This window comes from Neobacillus niacini, from assembly GCF_031457145.1.
Lineage (GTDB): Bacteria > Bacillota > Bacilli > Bacillales > Cytobacillaceae > Neobacillus > Neobacillus niacini_J.
Map to the genome: position 1 here is coordinate 393,431 of NZ_JAVDVZ010000001.1, position 21,381 is coordinate 414,811.

Annotated in this window: 23 protein-coding genes and 2 other annotated features; of the genes, 20 read left to right on the forward strand and 3 right to left on the reverse strand. The window is 38.9% G+C overall.

All coding sequences use genetic code 11. The features are described from left to right. Positions 1 to 5: 5 nt before the first annotated feature. The 5 genes from J2Y03_RS02140 (at position 6) to dapF (ending at position 3,861) form a co-directional block, all read left to right on the forward strand. Entirely contained in the window at positions 6 to 206 is a 201-nt protein-coding gene (locus tag J2Y03_RS02140; RefSeq protein ID WP_132094533.1) for a PLDc N-terminal domain-containing protein, read from the forward strand. Continuing rightward, positions 206 to 1,114: an ABC transporter ATP-binding protein gene (locus J2Y03_RS02145; protein ID WP_310190233.1), complete on the forward strand. Its 909-nt coding sequence runs from the start codon at positions 206 to 208 to the stop codon at positions 1,112 to 1,114. The genes J2Y03_RS02140 and J2Y03_RS02145 overlap by 1 nt, the downstream gene beginning before the upstream one ends. Further along, positions 1,111 to 1,890 carry an ABC transporter permease gene (locus tag J2Y03_RS02150; RefSeq protein ID WP_310190236.1) on the forward strand — a complete coding sequence of 260 codons (780 nt, stop codon included), beginning with the start codon at positions 1,111 to 1,113 and terminating at the stop codon, positions 1,888 to 1,890. Before J2Y03_RS02145 ends, J2Y03_RS02150 begins: the two co-directional genes overlap by 4 nt. Before the next feature lie 140 nt (positions 1,891 to 2,030). Continuing rightward, positions 2,031 to 2,807, forward strand: coding sequence for a hypothetical protein (locus J2Y03_RS02155; RefSeq protein ID WP_310190238.1), 777 nt, complete (start codon positions 2,031 to 2,033; stop codon positions 2,805 to 2,807). A gap of 73 nt (positions 2,808 to 2,880) precedes the next feature. Next, complete coding sequence (gene dapF, locus J2Y03_RS02160) at positions 2,881 to 3,861, forward strand: diaminopimelate epimerase (RefSeq protein ID WP_310190239.1); 981 nt, start codon at positions 2,881 to 2,883, stop codon at positions 3,859 to 3,861. 85 nt (positions 3,862 to 3,946) lie between these two features. On the opposite strand, the gene J2Y03_RS02165 is transcribed toward dapF, so the two are convergent. Next, positions 3,947 to 5,779, reverse strand: a complete 1,833-nt coding sequence (locus J2Y03_RS02165; protein WP_310190242.1) for a DNA ligase D — start codon at positions 5,777 to 5,779, stop codon at positions 3,947 to 3,949. Positions 5,780 to 5,908: 129 nt separating this feature from the next. On the opposite strand from J2Y03_RS02165, the gene ku reads away from it, so the two are divergent. The 3 genes from ku (at position 5,909) to J2Y03_RS02180 (ending at position 7,753) form a co-directional block, all read left to right on the forward strand. After that, positions 5,909 to 6,808, forward strand: coding sequence for a non-homologous end joining protein Ku (gene ku / locus J2Y03_RS02170; protein WP_310190244.1), 900 nt, complete (start codon positions 5,909 to 5,911; stop codon positions 6,806 to 6,808). 406 nt (positions 6,809 to 7,214) lie between these two features. Beyond that, the gene (locus J2Y03_RS02175) at positions 7,215 to 7,415 is read left to right on the forward strand and encodes a cold-shock protein (RefSeq protein ID WP_132094519.1); all 201 of its coding nucleotides are present in this window, start codon (positions 7,215 to 7,217) and stop codon (positions 7,413 to 7,415) included. Positions 7,416 to 7,549: 134 nt separating this feature from the next. Further along, on the forward strand, positions 7,550 to 7,753 hold the full coding sequence (locus J2Y03_RS02180) for a cold-shock protein (protein WP_207909467.1): 204 nt from the start codon (positions 7,550 to 7,552) through the stop codon (positions 7,751 to 7,753). Positions 7,754 to 7,792: 39 nt separating this feature from the next. On the opposite strand, the gene J2Y03_RS02185 is transcribed toward J2Y03_RS02180, so the two are convergent. Then, on the reverse strand, positions 7,793 to 8,086 hold the full coding sequence (locus J2Y03_RS02185; RefSeq protein ID WP_310190249.1) for a DUF6509 family protein: 294 nt from the start codon (positions 8,084 to 8,086) through the stop codon (positions 7,793 to 7,795). A gap of 450 nt (positions 8,087 to 8,536) precedes the next feature. Between J2Y03_RS02185 and J2Y03_RS02190 the strand changes: the two genes are divergently transcribed. From J2Y03_RS02190 to J2Y03_RS02210, 5 genes are all read left to right on the forward strand, one after another. After that, positions 8,537 to 10,930: a DMSO/selenate family reductase complex A subunit gene (locus tag J2Y03_RS02190; RefSeq protein ID WP_310190252.1), complete on the forward strand. Its 2,394-nt coding sequence runs from the start codon at positions 8,537 to 8,539 to the stop codon at positions 10,928 to 10,930. Between the two features lie 12 nt (positions 10,931 to 10,942). Continuing rightward, a complete protein-coding gene (locus J2Y03_RS02195) occupies positions 10,943 to 11,524 on the forward strand; it encodes a DMSO/selenate family reductase complex B subunit (protein WP_310190254.1) in 582 nt (193 codons plus the stop codon). Positions 11,525 to 11,552: 28 nt separating this feature from the next. Further along, positions 11,553 to 12,464: a 4Fe-4S dicluster domain-containing protein gene (locus J2Y03_RS02200; RefSeq protein ID WP_310190256.1), complete on the forward strand. Its 912-nt coding sequence runs from the start codon at positions 11,553 to 11,555 to the stop codon at positions 12,462 to 12,464. Positions 12,465 to 12,571: 107 nt separating this feature from the next. Continuing rightward, entirely contained in the window at positions 12,572 to 12,709 is a 138-nt protein-coding gene (locus J2Y03_RS02205) for a hypothetical protein (RefSeq protein WP_207909466.1), read from the forward strand. A 25-nt stretch (positions 12,710 to 12,734) separates the two neighbouring features. Continuing rightward, on the forward strand, positions 12,735 to 12,860 hold the full coding sequence (locus J2Y03_RS02210) for a hypothetical protein (RefSeq protein WP_310190259.1): 126 nt from the start codon (positions 12,735 to 12,737) through the stop codon (positions 12,858 to 12,860). A gap of 54 nt (positions 12,861 to 12,914) precedes the next feature. Here the strand turns inward: J2Y03_RS02210 and J2Y03_RS02215 are convergent, their stop codons facing one another. Then, positions 12,915 to 14,198 carry an MFS transporter gene (locus J2Y03_RS02215; protein ID WP_310190262.1) on the reverse strand — a complete coding sequence of 428 codons (1,284 nt, stop codon included), beginning with the start codon at positions 14,196 to 14,198 and terminating at the stop codon, positions 12,915 to 12,917. Between the two features lie 176 nt (positions 14,199 to 14,374). Next, positions 14,375 to 14,627: a binding site (T-box leader), on the forward strand. A gap of 34 nt (positions 14,628 to 14,661) precedes the next feature. Further along, positions 14,662 to 14,912: a binding site (T-box leader), on the forward strand. A gap of 69 nt (positions 14,913 to 14,981) precedes the next feature. Here J2Y03_RS02215 and trpE point away from each other — a divergent pair. The 7 genes from trpE to trpA are packed head-to-tail and all read left to right on the forward strand — an operon-like array spanning position 14,982 to position 21,354. After that, the gene (gene trpE / locus J2Y03_RS02220; protein WP_310190265.1) at positions 14,982 to 16,355 is read left to right on the forward strand and encodes an anthranilate synthase component I; all 1,374 of its coding nucleotides are present in this window, start codon (positions 14,982 to 14,984) and stop codon (positions 16,353 to 16,355) included. Beyond that, on the forward strand, positions 16,352 to 16,963 hold the full coding sequence (locus J2Y03_RS02225; protein WP_310190266.1) for an anthranilate synthase component II: 612 nt from the start codon (positions 16,352 to 16,354) through the stop codon (positions 16,961 to 16,963). The genes trpE and J2Y03_RS02225 overlap by 4 nt, the downstream gene beginning before the upstream one ends. Beyond that, positions 16,935 to 17,960: an anthranilate phosphoribosyltransferase gene (trpD, locus tag J2Y03_RS02230; RefSeq protein WP_132094503.1), complete on the forward strand. Its 1,026-nt coding sequence runs from the start codon at positions 16,935 to 16,937 to the stop codon at positions 17,958 to 17,960. The genes J2Y03_RS02225 and trpD overlap by 29 nt, the downstream gene beginning before the upstream one ends. Further along, entirely contained in the window at positions 17,961 to 18,749 is a 789-nt protein-coding gene (gene trpC / locus J2Y03_RS02235) for an indole-3-glycerol phosphate synthase TrpC (RefSeq protein ID WP_310190270.1), read from the forward strand. Next, positions 18,746 to 19,393, forward strand: coding sequence for a phosphoribosylanthranilate isomerase (locus tag J2Y03_RS02240; RefSeq protein WP_132094499.1), 648 nt, complete (start codon positions 18,746 to 18,748; stop codon positions 19,391 to 19,393). Before trpC ends, J2Y03_RS02240 begins: the two co-directional genes overlap by 4 nt. Continuing rightward, a complete protein-coding gene (gene trpB, locus J2Y03_RS02245; protein ID WP_310190273.1) occupies positions 19,368 to 20,576 on the forward strand; it encodes a tryptophan synthase subunit beta in 1,209 nt (402 codons plus the stop codon). Before J2Y03_RS02240 ends, trpB begins: the two co-directional genes overlap by 26 nt. Next, positions 20,569 to 21,354 carry a tryptophan synthase subunit alpha gene (gene trpA, locus J2Y03_RS02250; protein WP_132094495.1) on the forward strand — a complete coding sequence of 262 codons (786 nt, stop codon included), beginning with the start codon at positions 20,569 to 20,571 and terminating at the stop codon, positions 21,352 to 21,354. The genes trpB and trpA overlap by 8 nt, the downstream gene beginning before the upstream one ends. Positions 21,355 to 21,381 lie beyond the last annotated feature (27 nt).

Genomic DNA, 21,381 nt, shown 5'->3' on the forward strand with positions numbered 1-21,381 from the left:
TTAGCATGGAATTTTTAGAAGGACTTAACTGGGGGCTGCTTGCACCATTATTTATTATTCAGCTCATTTTATTAATTGTTTCACTTGTCGATTTATCCAGAATTGAAAAAACCAATGGTCCAAAGCTGCTTTGGGTGTTTGTTATTGTGTTTGTAAACATTGTCGGACCGATTCTTTATTTTGTTATTGGAAGGAGAAATAATTGATGTCTCTCATCCAAATTCAAGGATTAAAAAAGAGTTTTCAAGGTACGGAAGTGATAAAGGGATTGGACTTTAAGCTTGAAAAGGGCAAATGTATTGCCCTTTTAGGGCCGAATGGTGCAGGTAAGACGACAACGCTTCGGATGCTTTCGGGATTAATGAAACCAACGGGAGGGTCAATCGTGTTTAACGATGCCAAAAAGGACGGGGATATTCGCCATTTAATTGGCTACCTGCCGCAATTTCCTGTTTTTTATGAATGGATGTCTGGATTAGAATTTCTTCAATATGTCGGGCAACTTACAGGGTTAACTAGCAAGGAAGCAAAGGAACGTTCTAAAGAGCTCCTAGAGCTTGTAGGAATCAGTGATGCAAAAAATCGCAGAGTAGGGAAATACTCAGGCGGGATGAAACAAAGACTCGGAATTGCACAGGCCATCATACACCGTCCGCAGCTCGTTATGCTTGATGAACCCGTTTCTGCGTTAGATCCATTTGGCAGGAGGGAAGTACTCGAACTTCTAGAGGGTCTGAAAAAGGAGACCACCATTCTTTTCTCCACTCATATCCTGAATGATGCAGAGGAAGTTTGTGATGAAATTTTATTTTTACATAATGGAGAAATTGTGGAGTCTGGGACAATGGAAGATTTGCGTGAGCGCCATCAGCAGGCAAAGATAGACTTGATTTTCCGTAAAAAAACAGTAGGGATTGCCGATGTATTTAATCATCATGCCTTAACACTTTCTATTTTAGAAGAAGGAAATAGAATTAGCGTAATTGTAAAAGATGTTGAGCTTGCTAGAAAGGAATTTTTAAAACTGATTTCGGATAATGACTGGCACCTTGAAAAATTTGAAATAAGCAGTATGACCCTAGAGGATGTATTTATGAAGGTGGTGGGAAAATGAGCCAGTGGTTGATGCTTTTTCAAAAAGAGATACTCGAAATGTGGAGGAATTTTAAATGGATTTGGGTTCCGATTACCTTCATATTATTAGGGGTATCAGAGCCATTAACTAGTTACTATATGAAGGATATTCTCGATTCTTTTGGGGGTCTGCCTGAAGGTGCGGTCATAGATATCCCGACCCCAACCGCAGGAGCTGTATTAGCTTCAGGTCTAAGTCAGTACTCCACACTTGGGGTTTTAATTATTGTTCTGAGCACAATGGGGATTATTGCTGGAGAAAGAAAAAGTGGAGTTGCCGCAATGATTCTAGTGAAACCTGTCTCCTATCTATCTTATGTAACTTCTAAATGGGCGGGTAGTCTTTTGTTAGTGTGGTTCTCTTTATTTATTGGATATCTATCAACCTGGTATTATACGGGTCAGTTATTTGATTGGGTTCCATTCGGTGAATTTTTCCAATCCTATATTTTGTATGGTTTATGGCTGACAGTTGTGTTAACGGTTACGGTCTTTTTTAGTGCATCACTTATTGCTCCAGGTATGGCAGGCTTTATATCGCTGGCGATTGCGCTAGTGGTCAGCATCATTAGCGGTGCACTTTCTCATTTGTTAGAATGGAGTCCTTCCCAGCTAACTGGTTATGCGAGCGCTCTGCTTACAGTGGGGGAACTTCCTGATGACACATTTCCAGCAAGTTTAGTGGGAATCTTCATTATTGCTATCCTCTTATGGTTAAGTGTCTTTATTTTTAAGAAAAAAGAGCTTGCCTCTTAATGTGCTATTTTGAAAATGATCAACCGTAATGGAGAAGCCTGTCAAATGGCTTCTTTTTTTCTACTAGAAAAACTCCTATCATTTTTTTACCCGTCGTTTAATAGAATAAAAATAAGAGAGGTAGATAAGGAGTACTCAGGATGAAAATACATGAATTTTACCGTGGTACGGCCAATATTAATTTAAATGGAAGCATTGCCGCACTCGTTCCCGCCATCGTTATTGCTGTAGGGAATCTATATTACTTTCAAAACAATCAAATAATGTTCTTAACAATACCTTTTGTGGTTTACAGCTTTATTAGCTTCCAAATCTATCTTTTTAGGATGAACCAATCGATTTCAATTGGGAGAAATATGTCTCATGCCGAAAGCCATTATCAAAATATATTTGAAGCAAGGCACCTTGTAGTTGTTTTCATGAACCACCAAGAACCGAGCCTGCATCTTTTCTTTCCGGATGGACACCAAGCAGGAATGATAAAGAAATATCGTCAAAAGGGGTTTCATCTGTTTAAGAAACCAATAATTTATGCGCTCTATAATAGCCTAAATCAGGCTATTGGTTATTTTAAAATTAAACACCTAACTATTGAGGTATATGATCAAAATAAGAGATATATAGGCTGTTTTGAGAAAGAGAAAGTATCTTGGTTGAAAAAAAGGAAAGAAATAATCGATGAGTCGGGCCGTTATATTGGATCAGTTGAAGGATCAACAACCTATATGGATGAACGTGTATTGAATCAGTCGCAGCAGCAGGTGGGACGCCTTAGACGGGGATGGATGCCAGTAGAGTGGAGCGGTCGTTTTCCAGAACCCAATACTCCAATCCTTTCACTAGCAGAAACCTTATCAGAAAAGGACAAGCTGTTAAGGATGTCCTTTTTGATAAATGAATATTTTATTGAGAGATAAGGATGTGTCATTCTCGATAATTATTTGATAGAATAAATAAAAAATATTTTTATTTATTCCGGAGGTAATTGTCGTGCTAATTGATTTGATTAAAGGTCATGGTTCAGGAAATGATTTTCTCGTAATTGATGAAATCGCCAATGCTTATTCTTTTTCGGAAAGTGAAAGAGCTGAGATTGCCCGGTTATTATGTAACCGTAGTTCAGATTTAGGTGCAGATGGTATCCTCTTTATTATGAAAAGCGATCATGCTGAAGGAAGAATGAGGGTATTTAATGCGGATGGTTCAGAGGCATCGATGTGTGGAAACGGTCTTCGACTGGTTGCTAGATATGTGTGTGAAATGCTGGGGTTCCAAGAGGCCATTATTGAAACTATGAAGGCTGATTTAAAGGTAAGTAAACAAGAGGATATTTTTGTAAATGTGACAACCTATCAAGTGGAAATTTCACCAGTTTCATTTCATTTGGCAGACTTGCCATTGAATTTGAACGAAGACAACTTGTTGAATGAAAAAATTCCAGAGCTTTCGGATGAGTTAACGTTTTCGGCGCTAGCGGTACCGAATCCCCATTTAATTTCAATTGTAGAGACAGAACAGTTGAAATCTGATATTCAGAAACAGATTAGTGAAAAAGTGAATAATCCGAATGAGTTATTGCCTGATGGTGTAAACGTCAGCTTTGTGAAATCATTGGAAAAGGGAAGTATTTATGTAAATACTTTTGAACGCGGGGTAGGCTTCACAAATGCTTGTGGAACGGCGATGTCAGCCTCTTCATTAGTTACATGCCTGCAAGGGTTAAATGAAGTGGAAGAAATCATAAATGTTTATAATAACGGTGGTAAAGTACAATGTGTTGTTCATGAAAGCGAAGAAAACTACTCAATCGACCTGATTGGAAATGCAACTTACTTATACAAAGCGGAGGTTGACATTGACCTCGGAAGCGAGAAGTTTGTAGTGAGTTCGAAAGAAGATTTTACTGAGCAGAGTACTTACGAAAAATTGCAGGCAGAAGCCCAGGCATATCTTCGGGGAGCAGGATTGTAAGACAAAATGATTTTCGGTCACTATAGAGAGTTCATAGTGACCGTAGTTGGTATTGGAGAGAAGATACGGCCACTATAGCGTAATTTTATTTATTCGCCTTTAACACTTCCAGAACTGGTCCAAAGTTCTGAATGAATTTGGTTTGAAAGTAATTTTTAAAGGGGTCGCCTTGTTTACGAATTCGATTTAATGCATTTTCCATATTGAAATCAACCGGGTTCAGTTTATCACTCACTTCTTCCCAATATAATGGCGTGGCAACCCCTGCATGGTCATTTCCCCTCAGTGAATACGGAGCGACAATCGTTTTCCCTTCACTATGCTGAACATAATCAACATAGAGCCTGTTTCCGCGGTTTTTCTTCATACGTTCTATTGTAAAAGAATCAGGATCCTTCGATATTAAATAGTCAGCAATGAAGCTTGTGAATAGACGCGTATCGTCAAAGGAAAATACGTCCTCCGGCAGCGGCAGATAGATTTGTAATCCCTTATTTCCGGATGTCTTTATGAATCCAATTAGATTTAATTGATCTAGCACCTCTTTAATTAATAGCGCTGCTTTCACCGCCATGTGAAACTCATCTCTGGATGGGGGGTCTAAATCAAAGACAATTTCACTCGCACCTTTACTGTGTGTCGTTTGAAACGGTATATGGAATTCAATCGCCAACTGATTGCCGAGCCAAATCAAGGTTTTTAGATTGTTACAAACGATATAGTCGATGCCTTCAGCTTGATGAGTCTGTACAAACTCCGGTGCATAATCGGGGCAATTCTTTTGATAAAAAGGATCGCCAAACATTCCATGCGGGTAGCGGATAACTGTAAGGATGCGGTTTTCTAAAAATGGCAGCATATAGGGAGAGATTTCCCTTAAGTACAAAATGAAATCTGCCTTTTGTATATCATGGTGCTTCCAAAGCGGCTTATCGGGATGGGTAATATCCAAATCCTCTGGTAAGTTTTTTTGTTTAAAAATAAACTGCTCATATGTACATTCCTCCGGCTTACTATCAAAGCGGAAACGGTGGAAATGAGGTTCACGTAACTGATTATCATAGAGCTCTAAATATTTTACTTCCAAACAAATAGCGGGCTCAACATAAATAAATTGATTGTCTTCTCTAACCATATTTTGCTTGACCGTACTTTGAAGTGCTTGCTTTTCATCTGGTTTAAAGCCAAACAACACTTGACCTATCCCATGGATTTTCCCTTCTTTATATACTCCTACATAAAAGTATCCATTTGTTTTTTCAAACGCAGTAATGAAACAGCTGACATATTTCCAATTTTTATATTTTAACCATTGTAAGGATCTCTTTCCTTCCTCCCAAAGGCTGTTTTTATGCTTAGCAATGATTCCTTCTCCATCATATAAGACAACATTTTCCCATAGTTTTGAAAAATCCGTATGAGGCACTACAGGCTGCAGCAGAGTTTCACTATAAGGGTCTGCAACATTTGGTAGTCCGAGCTTCATAAACAGTTTGAGCAGTTCATCCTTTCGCTTCTCAAAGGTTTTAGAAATCTGGGATTTGCCTGCCAAAACAAGAATATCAAACACCATTAGACGGCACGGGGATTTAGCTGCTTGTTCAGCTATTTTATTAGCGGCCTTAAGTCTACCGCGAACCTGAATAGTAGAAAAGTTTGCTTTATATGCATTCTCAAGCCAAACTAACTCACCATCAAGTCGAAGCGGTAAAAAAGGTTGGAATTGTTTCTCTAGAGACTCAAGATATCCTGCTATTTCAGGGAACTGTGGCAGCAATGGCTTATCATTCCTACTAGTTAAGGTAATCCCACTATCATCCCAATTCAAAATTGCTCGAAAACCATCGTATTTAACCTCGTACAGCCAATCCGGACTTGGTGTTAAATCAAAGGTTAATGTTGGCAGCATCGGTTTCATTGGTTAAATTCCTTTCTTTTTCTTTATTTTGTTTCAAACTACACTGATTCATCCTTTACCAAATGTTTTTAGGAATGTTGTTGATTAAGAAGAGCAACAATAATAGCAAAAAGATTGGAGAAATACGCTATGCATACGATGTGGAAAGGCAGTATTAGTTTTGGTCTGGTTAATATCCCTATAAAGCTTCATACTGCCACTGAAGATAAAGACATAAAACTCCGGACTTTGCATAATAAATGCCATGCGCCGATTAAATATGAAAAAATATGCACCTCATGTGAACAAGAAGTAAAGCCAGAGGACATCGTCAAGGCGTATGAATACACAAAAGGAAAATTTGTCATTCTTGACCAAGAGGACCTTGAAAAACTCCGGAAGGAAAACGAAGATAAAGCTGTAGAAATCATTGATTTTGTTAAAATAGAGGAAATCGATCCCATCTATTTTGACCGCAGTTATTATATGTCACCAAATGAAGGTGGAGGTAAAGCATATTCCCTATTGAGAAAAGCGCTTCAAGAATCTCAAAAGGTTGGAATTGCTAAAATCATCATTCGATCAAAAGAGCAAATGGCCGTTATTCGTGTATATGAAAATACCTTGGTAATGGAAACCATTCATTTCCCTGACGAAGTTCGCCGTGCTGGGGACGTACCCAATGTCCCGTCTGATGAAAAGGTAACTGAAAAAGAATTAGCTACAGCTATTATGCTGATTGATCAATTAACATCCGAATTTGAGCCTGAAAAATACACAGATGAATATCGAACAGCATTATTAGAATTAATCGAATCCAAACGGACAGGACAAGAGACAGTAATGCCAGTTGCAAAAGAGACCGCTTCAAATGTCACCGATTTAATGGCTGCCTTGCAGGCATCTATCGACCGTACAAAGCCTAGGAAGGAAACAGCGGTAAAAAAAGAAACTGCTGTAAAAAAAGAAACAACAGAAAAATCAGCAACAGTCAAAAAGCCAGCAGCGCCTAGAAAAAAAGCAGTACCAAAGGTGAAAAAGGAAGCATAAAGAGAAAACCGATTCGATAGTATCGAGTCGGTTTATTTTGATTATTTAGACTTATAGCCTATTGTACTTTCAAACCGTATTTTCGCCTATCATTAAAGCTCATAATGTTCACGTTCGTTAACAATTTTATGGAAATTTTTTTACAAGGTGATTTTGGAAAAAATAATTAATTGTTATATATATATAGTTGCTTGCTAGTATGCTATACTGTAAATTTAATTGACTTTTAGAGATAGTAAGTGTATGATTAAAGTACGCTTTTAAGTTCGTGTAAATATTTATTGGTTTAAGTAGTCGTAACTGCACGAAATGTGGGTGATGTCTATTACCCGGTGGTGCACTGCGGCTTTTTGATTTTGTAAATGGTTATTAACTTAAAGTGAACAAATCTTTGGGGGTACTACTCATGAATAACGGTAAAGTAAAATGGTTTAATGCAGAAAAAGGCTTTGGATTTATCGAAGCTGATGGCGGTCAAGATGTATTCGTACATTTCTCTGCTATCCAATCAGAAGGCTTCAAAACTTTAGAAGAAGGTCAATCAGTTTCTTTCGAAATCGTTGAAGGCGCTCGTGGACCACAAGCTTCTAACGTAAAAGCTGTTTAATTAATGAAAAAATAAAAAGGTGGTGCACGGATAAGGCATCACCTTTTTATCTTTATAAAAAATGATTTTTTTATCTTTCATCTTGATCAAAGTGTCAAGAAACAGTCTTGCAAAAAGTACAAGGGGTGATCATTTTGGCGTTTGGTAGAAGAAATGATGAAGAAGTTAAGCTTGAAGAAACTAAAATTTGGGAATGTAATTCAGATAGCTGTAAATGCTGGATTCGTGACAATTTTAAGAGCACTGAAGTGCCCCTCTGTCCAATATGCAAAAGTGAAATGAGCCTTTCAACAAAAGAATTAGCAGTAATTCATAATCATAGTAAAAACTTTATGTAATAATTAGGAAAAAGCAGGGGGTAATTCCTCTGCTTTTTCTTATGAATCGATGTTTTCCTTGCAATAATTAAACACTAATAATTCCTCATCTTCTTCAAGCTCAAAATCTAAAACCTTGTCGGTTCCTCCTTCATAAAGATGATAGTTGGAAATTCTTGCTCCGCCTTCATCCACTACAAAAAGTACCCTTATTCCAATTCCTTTATCAGTATAGAGTTCATCGTCTTCCTCTACCTCTACATCTATAAAAAATTCATAGCGGTCCCCGCTTAATAATCCAAATGGATCTACAAGTGTTTCAACTGTATGACCAGTAATATTCAATGAAATCATCCTTTACATAATGTTGTCTTCTATATTATATACATATTTCGGGGATAACTAGAAATAAATAGGCTGATTTCGTAATGATTGTTGTTAAAATCTTAAAGCCGATTTTCACGTGGAAATAGTTATTTTGAGCTTTAGAATTTAATTTGCAGGCTCTTTTCTTATTAAATTTATTTTTTTTCTTTAGGAACTTAGCATAATCATTAAATTTTGTTCCAAAAAGCACAAAGTTTAAAAAAAGAGCCATAAATGACACCATCCGACTTTAGAATGTTATCAAAATGTGGATGATTTTTATGAATTAAATGTGAACGATCTGAAATTTAATATTTATTTAATAACTATCAAGTAAAATTGAGATATAAACTTGGAAGTAAAAATTGTGGGTGAAGACTACTTTTAAAATATGTGAAACAATTCACATTAAAGAATTTAGAAAAGAGGTAATAATCAATGTCTGAGGGAAGCCTTTTAAAAAGATTAATGACGAATAAAATGGAGCGCAGGACTTTTATAAAATGGTCTGGGGCAATTGGTGTTCCCGTGATTGCTGGTGGAGTAGGGACCAAATTATTGATTGATAAGCAAAAGGAAGAAAAAGTGGCCAGTGCCAGTGATTGGGATAAGGTTGTTTCTACCTGTAGTGTTAACAACTGTGGGGGCCGCTGTGTCATTAAAGCATATGTAAAAGATGGGGTGGTTGTCAGAGTAGCAACAGACACACAGGAAAGTGGCGATCCGTCGATTCCACCACTTAGAGCATGTGTACGAGGCAGAAACTATCGAAATCTTCTCTATCATCCAGATCGCCTTAAGTATCCGATGAAAAGAGTCGGAAAACGTGGTGAAGGGAAGTTTGAAAGAATCTCATGGGAAGAGGCTGTAGACACAATTGCTTCTGAAGTGAAACGTATCGGTGATACATATGGCCCAGAATCAAGATATGATAACTACTCTTCGGGTCAATGCTGGGGGCTGCATGGCGGCAGTACAGCCGTAAGAAAATTGTTATCGGTTACCGGCGGATTTTTAAACTTCCGAAATGATTATAGTTCTGGAGCGGGAAACGTAGCAACTCCCTATACCTATGGAACCAATAATTCTGGCAGCAGTTTCGATTCCTTGCTGCATTCAAAATACATACTCTTATGGGGCCAGAATCCATCTGAAATGATTTTCTCCACCCCTTATCGTGAATATTTACTGCAAGCAAAGAAAAATGGCGCAAAAATAGTCGTTATTGACCCTAGGTATACAGATACTGCTATTACCTATGGAGATGAGTGGATCCCGATTAAGCCGACCACGGATAATGCGATGATGGACGCAATGGGGTATGTTATAGTAACTGAAAAATTACATGATCAAAACTTTCTTGACAAGTACTGTGTTGGCTTTGATGGCGACCATATGCCGGAGGGTGTTGCGAAGGAAGAGTGCTTGAAAAGCTATTTATTAGGTGAAAAAGATGGAGTTGCTAAGACACCTGAATGGGCAGAAAAGATTTGCGGGGTACCTGCAGAAAAAATACGAGAAATTGCAAGGAATTATGCAACCATAAAGCCTGCGGCTCTAATTCAGGGGTGGGCAGCACAACGGCAGGCATATGGTGAGCAATTCATGCGTGGCGGTGCTCAGTTGGCTTGTTTAACAGGGAATGTTGGTAAGTTAGGCGGTTGGGCGGCTGGAACAGGGTACTGGAATCGTTCGAACATTGTCTATCCTATTTCCTATGAAAATCCAGTAAAGGCATCTATACCTTGCTTCCTTTGGACAAAGGCAGTTGAACAAGGTACGGAAATGACTGCAGCAGATGGGCTGCAAGGAACTGAAAAGCTATCGACAAATATTAAGTTGATTTTTAATATGGCAGGAAATATGCTGATTAACCAGCATGCTGATATTAATAAAACAAAACAGCTTTTAGAAGATGAGAGTAAAGTAGAATTTATTGTAGTCAGCGATCTCTTTATGACTCCGAGTGCTAAATATGCAGATATAATACTTCCTGGAACGACGTTTTTTGAACGGTATGATATAGGTGTACCATGGTGTTTTGGAGATTATGTCGTTTTTGGTGATAAAACGATTGATCCCCTTTACGAGTGTAGAGATGAATATGATGTTTTTGCAGAAGTTGCAGAAAAACTGGGTGTTAAGGACCAATATACAGAAGGTAGAACCATTCTCGATTTGGTAAAAGAAAGTGTTGAAAGAACAAGAAAAGAACTGGATCCTACTTTTCCAACTTTTGAGGAATTCCGTAAAAAAGGGGTGCACCATTTTCAATATGATGAGCCTCTAGTTGGCTTTAAGACTCAAATTGATGATCTCGAGAACAATCCTTTTGAAACACCTTCAGGCAAAATCGAATTATTCTCAAAGACGCTTTGGGACTTGAACCAGCATGAGGAAATACCCGCTATCGCAAAATATATTTCTTCGTGGGAAGGACCAGAAGACCCATTAATAGAGAAGTATCCCTTGCAGCTTATCAGCTGGCATTATAAACGAAGATGTCATTCCACTTATGATAATATGCCATGGCTAGAGGAAGCAGCCAAGCAAGAAATGTGGATAAATCCTAAAGATGCTGAAAAACGTGGAATCAAGGATGGAGATAGAGCTCAGGTATTTAATGATCGAGGCAGCTTGGTTATCGATGTGAAGGTAACGACACGTATCACTCCAGGTGTAGCAGGTATTCCTCAAGGAGGCTGGTATTCACCTGACAAGTCTGGTATTGACCAAAGGGGAGCGGTAAACGTGTTAACCTCACAACGGCCGACTCCACTGGCAAAATCTAATCCACAATTAACCAATCTTGTTGAAGTAAAAAAGGCGTAGGGAGTGACTATTTTGGGTCAAATAGGATTTTATATCAATCAGAGCATCTGCCAAGGCTGTAAGGCCTGCAGTATAGCTTGTAAAGATAAAAACAATACAGAAGTAGGGATCAACTTTCGTAGAGTTTATACTAAAGAAGAAGGGTCCTATATGCAGCAGCCCAATGGCGGAATCGTTCATAATGTAAAATCGTTTTATTTTTCCATATCTTGTAATCATTGTGAACAGCCAGCCTGCGTTCTAAGCTGTCCAACAGGTGCAATTGAAAAGAGCAAGCAAAACGGTGTGGTTACCATTGATCAGGAGATTTGTGTTGGAACACAATTATGTGTAAAAGCTTGTCCTTACGGTTCACCACAATATAACAAAGAGACCTTTAAATCAAATAAATGTAACTTTTGTATGGATCTCCAGGAAAAAGGAGAAGACCCAGTTTGTGTTGCAACCTGTCCATTAGGAGCCATTGAATTTGGTCCGATAGAAGAACTTCGAAAAAAGTATGGAAACATTAGTCAAATTAAAGGAATGCCAAGTGCAACTATTACTAAACCAAACCTTGTAATCACGCCGCACAGGGACGCAAACCTAGTCTAATGACTTCGAAAATGAGTGGGTGATAAGAATGTCAATTCTCGTAAATTGGCTGGAGAGCCTGCATGAAGAAATGAAGGTTACAACTAAGTGTTCCAGGGAACGGAATCGAAAGTCTACTTGCAACGATTGTGTAGAGAACTGTGAGCATAACGCTATCGAATTAAAGGACGATTTATTCATCATCGACACAAAGAAGTGTACGATGTGTGGGGAGTGTATGATTGCTTGCCCATTGTCTGCTATTGAAGGCTTGGCAAGTAACCGGCTCTTTGAAAAAGGAAGCCTTGTTTTTGATGAAAGCTATGTACCTTCTTTAAAAGAATTGCTAATTTATAAAAAAAGAGGAATGACAACGATTCAAGTTGCTCATCAGCCATTTAACCAGGAATGGGAAACAGTACTACGTGTTACAAATGAACAACTACAATTGCTTGAAGAGACTCCAATTGTTGTTGTCGAAAGAGTTAAGGATGAGGTACTTTCAAGAAGAGCGTTATTTGGATCATTTCAAAAAGAAAGAAAACAACTGGCAAAAAAGATGGCGCCAGCGGCATGGAAGATGGAGAAGGATGACTGGCAGCTGACAAAATATTATCCAGACTATCAATTTTTCTCTGTAAAATTGGACAAAGATAAATGCACTCTTTGCAATGCTTGCTTTACACTCTGCCCGGAAGAAGTTTTTCATTTGAAGGAAAGTATGCTCCAGATTAAAAACGAAAAGTGTGTAGGTTGTTCCTCTTGTACCGAAGTTTGTCAGGAAAATGCAATTGAGATCGTACCAGATATAAAAAGAAAAAGGGAACAGGTTGTATATGTCCATTCTAAGAATTGCAAAGATTGTGGGCACAGCTTTTACACGTTTGGAATCAGAGAAATGTCATGTTTGTATAAACAGAGATCCCGATTGGTTAAGTCCGTATTAGGACTTTTTGAGTAAAAGCGCCAGAGATTTGGTGCTTTTTTTCGTTTATTAAATTTTTATGTAGTCTGGAGTGACCGAGAATCATTTAGGAAATGAGTTTGGGTCAATGCAGGTGGTCTGGAGTGACCGAGAATCATTTAGGAAATGAGTTTGGGTCACTGCAGGTGGTCTGGAGTGACCGAAAAACATTCAGGAAAGGCGTTTGGGTCAATGCAGCTGGAGTTTTTAGAATTTTTATGTGCTATTTGATTAAATTATAGCCATCTTAACATAGGTGGTGAGAATGTGACGAAACGGAATATTAAAACGAAATCTGGTTTACAAAGTGCGAAGAGTCTAACTAGCGAAGAATTTGCCAATGAGATGACTCCACAGAACAAAAAGGCAAAGAAATCAAAGCCAAGCACATAAGTAAGCCTAATTTATCGCCTAATATAAAGCGCTGGAAGAGTCCCAGCGCTTGTTCTAATGTGCTTTTTTTTCACCAGGCTTGATTGCGATTATCGCCACAAAGGCCGCAATGATACTGAGACCGCTAAGTGTAATAAAAATCCAGTAAGTTGCTTGTTTCATTAGCATAGCAATAATCGGAGGGCCGGCTGCGACTCCGATAAATCTCATTGAACTATAGATGGATGAGATGGTTCCGCGCTCTTCCTTCTCGATTCCCGCGGTAATTAAGGCATCCAGACATGGTAGACCGATTCCAATTCCAACACCGGCTATTAAAAACATGCCGATCATAAACCAAAGCTTTATCGATAACCAAAGTGCCGCTATAGCTAGAGATGCGGCAACAATACCTCCAAAGGTGAGCCATTTCATTAGTACCTTGTTATCTTTAATTACCTTGCCAGCAATAAACGATGATAAACAAAGCGCGCCAAGTGGCAATGCAAGAAACAATCCTTTTTTTAAATCTTTTATACCATATTCTGTTTCAAAAATTTCCGAAAGATAAAATAATATGCCAAAAAGGACTAACATCAGGATACCGCCAATAAAAAAAATAGCGTATAACCATTTTCCTTTTTCAGTAAAGGTTTTCTTAACATTAGAGAAAAATTCTTTGAATGGAATTGGTTTAGATTTTGACTTTGGACTTTTAACTAATACCATAACCATGATAACAGATATGGTACAAAAGACTGGAAACGAAAAGAAAGGTAAAAACCAGATAAATCCTGCTAACAATGCCCCTAGAATCGGGCTTAGAACTTTTCCAAACGTATTAGATGTTTCAATTAAACCTAGACAGCTGCTTACATCATCATCATTTTTAAACATGTCCCCGACAAAGGGAAGGACTATAGGGGCAGCACCAGCAGCTCCCACTCCTTGAAGGGCACGGCCGATTAAGATCAACCAATATGCATTGTCCAACTTCCATGCCGCCCAGCCGGAGATTAGACCGCCAATACCAGCAATGATGAGACTTGGAATGATTACTTTTTTTCTGCCTATATGGTCAGACAAATAACCGGCGACCGGGATTAAGAAAATTGCTACTATCGAATAAACGGTTATGACCATACTTGTTTGGAAAGCGGTAATCGATAATTTCTTTTCCATAGAAGGTAAGACTGGTATTAACATGGAATTACCCAAGGTCATCACTAGCGGTATGGATGATAGTGAGAGTATCGCCCACTTTTGTTTGGATAACTCACCTGATTTTTTCTTTTTTCCGGCTGCTGAGGAAGATTTGTTTCCCTTTGAATCCTGGGATAATCGTTCAATATAATCCATTATTCCTCCATCCCGCCTCCATATGATGTGCTAAAGTTAATATTGACATCTTTATTTCAAAATAACTATCAAATAACAATCCTTTAAATGGAATAAAAAAAGGGCTTAATATTGAATTTTCTAATAATTATTGTTGACAATAAGCTTTAAAATGGTTTAATATGAAAATTAATAAATGAAGGGCATTGATGAAGAGTAGTAACTTTTACGGATTCTTTAGAGAGCTGATGGTTGGTGCGAATCAGTGTAGACGTATTAGTGAATGGACTTCGGAGCCTCCAAACCGAACCTCCTAAAGGGTCAGTAGGCTTTGGCGAAATCCTCATCGTTAAAAGAGGCAGATGTTCAAGCAGATTATTGCTTCGATGTCGGTTAAGTGAGCAGATTTTTTGCTAATGAAGGTGGCACCACGGGTCTTCCGTCCTTTTTGGATGGAGGGCCCTGTTTGTTTTTAACCAAATAATTTAAATCAATGAGCAAGAGTAGTACACTTATTAAATTCTTTTCAGAGAGTCGGGGAAGGTGAGAGCCCGGTAAGAGTGGATTTGTGGAATGGACTTGTGAGAGGCGGCTTGAACCTGTAGTAGGGCCGCACGGAGTTCCACCGTTAAAAGGATAGGGTATCGGACTTTTTTCGTCCTGTATCTGAAGAAGGAAGCTGAAGATTCAGCTTCAAACAGGGGTGGCACCACGATCTTAAGAATCGTCCTCTATATGCATAAAAGCTTTTTATGTATATAGAGGACGATTTTTTTTATTTATTTACGAAAGGATGCATGGTATATGAAAACAAAAAGTGGTTTTTTTATAAAGGAATTAAAAGGGGATACATTCACTCCTATTTCAATTTTGCAGAAAATTAGCGGAGATAAAAAATTCTTATTGGAAAGTTCTCATAAATACCATGACTCTGGTCGTTATTCGATAATTGGATCGGACCCAGCATTTGAACTTATATCTACTGGCGACTCCAACGAAATCCTGTATCGAAATGGAGAGAAGAAAGTTTTAATAGGAAATCCCCTAGAACTGATTAAAACATTGCTCCCGAAGATGGATGAAGCACCTTTTCCTTTTATAGGTGGAGCTGTAGGGTATGTAGGCTATGACATTATCCGTCAATTCGAAGAAATTGGCAAAGAGTTTGCGAATGGATTGCAAATGCCTGATGTTCATTTAATGTTTTATGAAGAAGTGATTGTTTTTGACCATCTTGAAGAAAAAATAACCATTTGTGGACTTCCCCTTTTAGAGGAAAGTGACATTGAAAAAAGGTTAGACCAAAGAATTGGTGAACTGAAGCAACATGCTATTTATCAAGAAGACACGCCTTTTAATTTCTCAGGCTTTCAGTCGGAAACATCGAAAGAAGAATTTATTAAAAATGTAGAAATTGCCAAGGAGCACATCAAAGCAGGTGATATTTTTCAAGTGGTTCTCTCTAGACGAATGAAATCATCGTTTCAAGGTTCACCGTTATCACTTTATCGCAAACATCGTGCCCACAATCCAACACCTTATATGTTTTATATTGATTTCAATGGATATACCGTAATTGGTTCTTCACCCGAAAGTCTAATAAAAACTAGGGGATCTCAGGTATTCTCAAACCCAATTGCAGGTACAAAAAGAAGAGGAAAAACAACTGAGGAAGACCAGTTGATTGCAAAAGAATTGAAAAGTGACGAAAAAGAATTGGCAGAGCATAAAATGCTCGTTGACCTCGGCCGAAATGACTTAGGAAGAGTTTGTGAATTTGGTTCTGTAACAGTGGATAAGTATATGGAAGTTGAAAAGTTCCGGCATGTCATCCATCTAGTGTCAGAAGTAAGCGGTACGTTAACAAAAAGCAATAGCAATCTGGATGCATTGGCAGCATGTCTCCCTGCAGGCACTGTATCAGGGGCACCGAAAATAAGGGCCATGGAAATTATCAATAAATTGGAGAAATCAAAACGGGGACTATATTCCGGTGCAATTGGTTATCTATCTGCCAATGGAAATATGGATTTTGCCCTGGCGATACGAACCATGATACTTAAAGACAACACTGCCTATATTCAAGCAGGTGCAGGAATTGTCCATGACTCCGACCCAGAATCTGAGTATGAAGAAACCATTAATAAATTAAAAGCCTTTTTGGAGGGAGAACAATGATTTTACTAATCGATAATTTTGACTCCTTTACGTTTAACCTTTATCAATATTTAGGTGAATTAGGTGAGGAAGTAACGGTTATTAGAAACAACCAGCTTACTATCCAGCAGATAAAGGATATGAATCCGAAAGCCATTATTTTGTCACCGGGCCCTGGAAAACCAGAGGATGCAGGAATTTGTATTGAGGTAATTCAAAATTTATATCAAGAAATCCCTATTTTGGGTATTTGTTTAGGGCACCAAGCAATAGGAGCAGCATTTGGAAGTGAAATAAAAAGAGCTGATTTTATAAAACACGGGAAAACATCGCAAATCACACATAGCGGCAGTGGAATTTTTACGTATCTAACTTCTCCGTTAGAAGTGATGCGGTACCATTCATTGGTAGTATCAAAGGATAGTCTTTCACCTGATTTGGAATGTGTAGCCCATTCACTTGATGACCATGAAATAATGGCGATCAAGCACCGTCACTATCCAGTATTCGGTTTACAGTTCCATCCTGAATCTATTGGCACACCAACTGGTAAGCAAATGCTGCAAAACTTTTTAACTGAAATAGAAGGGATGAAGAGAAATGAAAAATTTTTTACTCCAGTTAGCTGATGGTGAATCATTCTCAGAGCCACAAATGATAGAGGCAATGGAGTTAATTTTAGGGGAAGAGGTTTCTGAAAGTGAAATTGCTGCCTTTTTAATGGGTTTAAAATCAAAAGGTGAAACAGTGGAAGAAATCACTGGAATCGTCAAGGGTCTTAAGGAGAATACACTCCCATTTCGTAAGAGGTTTCCGCAGGTTCTAGATAACTGTGGCACCGGCGGGGATGGTTCTTCGAGCTTTAATATAAGCACTACATCGGCATTTGTAATTGCTGGAGCTGGTATTCCTGTGGCAAAGCATGGAAATCGCAGCATTTCAAGTAAAACAGGCAGTGCAGATGTACTGGAGTATCTAGGCATTAATTTAAATTTACCTGTTGAGCGTACAGAAGAAATTCTCCATGAACTTGGAATTGCCTTCTTATTTGCGCCGCATGTGCATCCAAAATTAAAGAAGATTATGACAGTTAGAAGACAATTAAGAATCCCAACGGTCTTCAACTTTATCGGTCCACTTACTAATCCTATTGATTTGGACTATCAAGTACTTGGTGTCTATCGGAAAGACTTATTACCGATTTTTGCAGAAGTTCTGCAAAACCTTGGGCGTAAACGTGCGGTGGTCATAAGCGGTGCAGGATCTATGGATGAGGCATCCTTACAGGGTGAGAACTATCTGACTTTATTAGAAGATGGAGTTATTTCCACCCAAACCTTTGTACCGGAAGAAGTAGGACTTCCTCAATATGATAACAGCGCAATTAAAGGCGGAGATTCTAAGGAAAATGCGATGATTCTCAACAAGGTCCTTACAGGGGAAAAAGGAGCCTGCCGAGATACAGTCCTATTGAATGCAGGGTTAGGAATTTATACAAGTGGAAAAGCAGCCAATATTGTCGAGGGGATTAACATCGCTAGAGATGTGATTGATTCAGGAGCAGCATATGAAAAATTACAACAATTAATTGAAATGACAGCTAAAGCTAAAAGAGAGGCGATATAAGTGGAGACGATATTAGATCGTATTATTAATGAAAAACAAAAAGAGGTCCTAATACTTCGCGAAGGTGATTCGATAAAAGTAGGAGCGAAGCCGAAAAGATCCTTCATCCAAAAATTACAGAATGCAGAAGAAATAGCAATCATCTCGGAATTTAAACGTGCCTCTCCATCTAAAGGTATGATTAACAACGGAGTGGAACCTGCTGATCAAGCAGCAAAATATGAGCAGGCAGGAGCGTCCGCTATTTCAGTACTAACCGATTCCACTTTCTTTAAAGGGTCGTTTGCTGATTTAAGAGCGGTTAGAGAGGCGGTTAATCTGCCCATCCTTTGTAAAGATTTCATTATTGACTCTTGTCAAATTGACCAGGCAGCAGCAAATGGTGCTGATATCATCCTATTAATTGTTGCAGCACTGGACGAGAATACGCTGACACAGCTGTACCAATATGCAATGGATTTGGATTTAGAGGTGTTAGTCGAGGTTCATAATCAAGAAGAATTAGAAAAAGCACTCAACATTGGTGCCCAACTTATTGGCGTTAATAATCGAGATTTAAAGACTTTTAACGTTTCACTAGATGTTACGGAGTCTCTGGCAAAATCAATAAAGGACGCTGGAGCCTTTCTAATCAGCGAAAGTGGGATACACCATAAGGAAGATGTGGAGCGGGTACGCAGTGCTGGTGCGAATGGAATTTTGGTCGGTGAGGCGTTAATGAAGAGCCCAGACCTTGCAAAATCCTTCCAAGATTTCAGATTACCGCTTGTTGGCGGGGTGAAAAAGTGAAGGTGAAAATTTGTGGAATAACAGATCTCACTACTGCAATAGCAGCGGTGGATTATGGTGCTGATGCGATTGGTTTTGTTTTTGCAGAAAGCAAGCGAAAGATTACCGTAGCCAAAGCAAAAGACATCATAACCCATTTACCGAAAGAGGTGTTAAAGGTAGGGGTGTTTGTAAATGAGTCAAAAGAGAAGATTGAGGAAATTGCTTCTACAGTAGGACTCACACATGTTCAATTACACGGCGACGAGACTCCTGCCTTTAGCGAATCTCTGTCGTTCCCGGTAATCAAAGCTGTTGGTATTCATGATGATCAGAGTTTACAGGAAATAGTAAATTATCCTTGTGAATATGTGCTATTGGATGGACCAAAAGGGAAATACAGAGGGGGAAATGGCTTATCCTTTGATTGGAGCAGCATTTCCTCAAAGGAACTTAAGGGAAAAAAAGTCATCCTTGCTGGAGGATTACACGAAGAAAATGTGGAAGATGCAATCAAGCTAATTCAACCAGATATGGTCGATGTTAGCAGCGGTGTAGAAACGGACGGAAAAAAGGATCTAAACAAGATTCAAACTTTTATTAATAAGGCTAAAGGAAGCCAAACAGGAGGAACTAGCAATGAATTCATATACACTGCCGAATGAAAAAGGGCAATTTGGTATTTATGGTGGAAGGTTTGTACCAGAAACACTGATGAAAGCTGTACTTGAGCTGGATGAAGCGTATAAAATTGCAAAAGCCGACCCAAGTTTCCAAGAAGAAATAGATGGATACTTATCAGAATATGTTGGAAGAGAAACGCCGCTTTATTTAGCCAAAAATCTTACAAAACACGCTGGCGGTGCTCAAATATACCTTAAAAGAGAAGACCTGAATCATACCGGTGCCCATAAAATTAATAACGCAATTGGTCAGGCTCTGTTAGCGGTTAGAATGGGAAAAAGGAAAATCGTAGCGGAAACGGGTGCAGGACAACATGGTGTAGCGACAGCTACTGTTTGTGCCTTATTAAATCTTGAATGTATTGTTTTTATGGGGGAAGAAGACATCAAACGTCAAGCACTAAATGTCTTCCGTATGGAGCTTCTCGGAGCAACAGTTGTCAGTGTCACCTCTGGCAGCGCCACCTTAAAAGATGCTGTAAATGAAGCATTACGCTATTGGGTTGAACATGTGGATGATACACACTATCTATTAGGATCTGTGATGGGACCACATCCATTCCCTGTTATGGTAAGAGATTTTCAGAGTGTTATTGGAAAGGAAACTAGAAAGCAATTTTTAGCACAGGAAGGAAAGCTCCCTGAAGCTATTGTTGCCTGTATCGGCGGCGGCAGCAATGCTGCTGGAATGTTCCATCCGTTTATTGAGGATAAAGAGGTTTGCCTTTACGGAGTAGAAGCTGCAGGGCAAGGAACGGATACGGCATTCCATGCTGCTTCACTTACAAAAGGAAGACCAGGAGTACTGCATGGAGCATTAATGTATTTATTGCAGGACGATGACGGACAAATCATTGAAGCACACTCCATTTCAGCTGGGTTAGATTATCCAGGTGTAGGGCCGGAACATAGCTTTTTAAAAGATAGTGGCAGAGCGCAATATCGCTCGATAACGGATACAGAAGCACTGGATGCATTTCAGCTTTTATCAAAGCTAGAAGGTATCATCCCTGCGCTTGAAAGTGCTCATGCCATTGCCTTTGCTGTTAAACTTGCAGCTGAAATGAAGGAATCAGAGAATATTGTGGTTTGTTTGTCCGGGCGTGGAGATAAGGACGTAACGGCTGTTAAAGAAAGGTTAGAAAGGGAGAAGGCAAATGAATAGAATTGAACAATCATTTAAGGAATTAAAAAATCAGGAACGTAAAGCTTTTATCCCCTACATTATGGCTGGCGATGGGGGGCTTAATAATCTAACCGAACGACTTATTACCTTGGAAAAATTCGGTGCAACACTCATTGAAGTAGGGGTTCCTTTTTCGGATCCTGTAGCAGATGGTCCGATTATTCAGCAAGCAGGGATTAGAGCACTCCAAAATGGAACGACACTAAGGGGAATCATTGCTGAGCTTGCAAAAGCGAGGGAAGTAGTATCGGTACCTATCGTCCTGATGACATACTTAAATCCTATTTATTCATATGGGATTTCTAAGTTCGCCCAAGATATTGCAAATGCAGGTGTAGATGGCTGTATCATTCCTGACCTTCCTGTTGAGGAAGAGGACCTGATTGTGGGTGAGCTAGAAGATGAAGGGATTGAATTAATCAGACTTGTTACGTTGACTTCTCCAATAGATAGAATTAAAGAAATTTCAAATAGAGGTAAGGGATTTTTATACACAGTTACCGTAAAAGGAATAACCGGAGCGAGAAAAGAATTTGCTCAAGAAGTTGTGGAGTTTTTAAAGAAGGTGAAAGAGGTTAGTCCGATACCGGTTGTAGCTGGGTTTGGCATTTCAAGCGAAAAACAAATTAATGAATTAACACCCCATTGTGATGGTGTCATTGTTGGAAGTAAGATTGTAGATTTGCTCCACAAGGGTGATATAAATGGGTTAGAGAGCTTTATGTCTGTTCTTAAACCTGAAAAAAATATTAGGTAAGTATGGAAATCTACTCATTTCGAGTAG